The 1,232-nt window shown below is 64.9% G+C and carries 1 protein-coding gene; it reads right to left on the bottom strand.

The genetic code is table 11. The features are described 5' to 3' along the window. Positions 1 to 1,116 (bottom strand): hypothetical protein (locus tag ASF37_RS16725; protein WP_156368237.1); only part of this gene is annotated, 1,116 nt, incomplete at its 3' end. Positions 1,117 to 1,232: the final 116 nt, after the last annotated feature.

Below are 1,232 nucleotides of genomic sequence, written 5' to 3'. Positions count from 1 at the left end.
GTCCCGTCCGTCACCACAGCCGAGCTCGAGGATGGTGGTGGGCAGATCGCTGCGATCGAGCACGGCTGAGCAGAACGTCGACCCGGAGGTGAACTCGGTGTGGGCGTAGAAATTTGCCCAGTAGACCTCCTCGCGGGCCTCGCGCGGGATGAAGCCGGACTTGTCCTGTTGCTTGCGACTGAGGTCCCAGTTGAATCCCGCGACCGGCATGCGCCAGTCGGGACCGTAGATGTGAGCGAGCAGCTGCTCGTCCGCACCTGGCGCCAGAACAGGGTGGTCGGCGAGAGCCTTCTCGGTGATGCCACGCCACGAAGCTCGGTCGAACGTGCCGTTCGTAGATACCCCGAACGGGAACTGGAGATGGTCTTCCTGGTCGAAGTAGACGTGGAAAATGTCGATCCGCTTCTCAGGTGCGGCGGAGTCGTGGATGTGGAGCGCCGTGTACTTGCACTCGACGTCGAACCCGGCCTCGACGAGAGCGAGGGCCAGGACGTGCATGTCCTTCGCCGCCTCCGGTCCGGTGGAGGTAGAGGAGAGAAAGGCGGCATCGAAGTCGTTGTCGTGCCCGATGAACGTCCCTTCGCGGACCTGACCGAGGAGCGTGCCATAGATGACGAAGAGGTCGGCCCCGAGCACCTCTTGGACGATCGAGCGGGAACGGTCGTACAGGTCGAAGACCGAGGTCTGCCAGGAGACGTCGTCCGTCTTGACGAGCTGCAGCCGGCCGGTGTGGTCGAAGACGTGACCGGTCTGCATCAGTTGCTCGAGTGCCTTGTCGTCGTGCGGCCCGTCGTTCGCTGCGCGCTTGTAGATGCCCTTTCCGGCGATGGGGAGCGGCTCGCCGCGGAGTCGGACGCTGATGCCGTCGACTCGCTGCACGAAGTTCCAGAGGTCTCTGACCGCGAACCTGAACCCTCGGGCGGCGCCGCCTGTATTGGCGCCGCTCTGATCCGTCGCCCAGGTGGACGCCACTCGCAGATCGTTCAGCCACAGCTCGACCTCGACGGGCAGGTCCGCGGCTTCGCCGACGACCCAGCCGCGGACCTCCCCGTCCGCGAACTTCTCCACCATTCCGCGGGGTCCGCCGAGCATGAGATTCGTCTTCCAGGTGGTCACAGCAGGCCTCTCTGCATGATGGCGATGGCTCGGTAGAGCTCGGGGTCTTCGTCTCCGTAGGGGGAGAGTCCGGTGCCTTCGGTCTCGTCGATGACGGTGTAGCCGAGCGCGGTGAT

This window comes from Aeromicrobium sp. Leaf289 (genome assembly GCF_001423335.1).
Classification (GTDB): domain Bacteria; phylum Actinomycetota; class Actinomycetes; order Propionibacteriales; family Nocardioidaceae; genus Aeromicrobium.
This window is presented reverse-complemented; position numbering and strand designations above follow the sequence as displayed.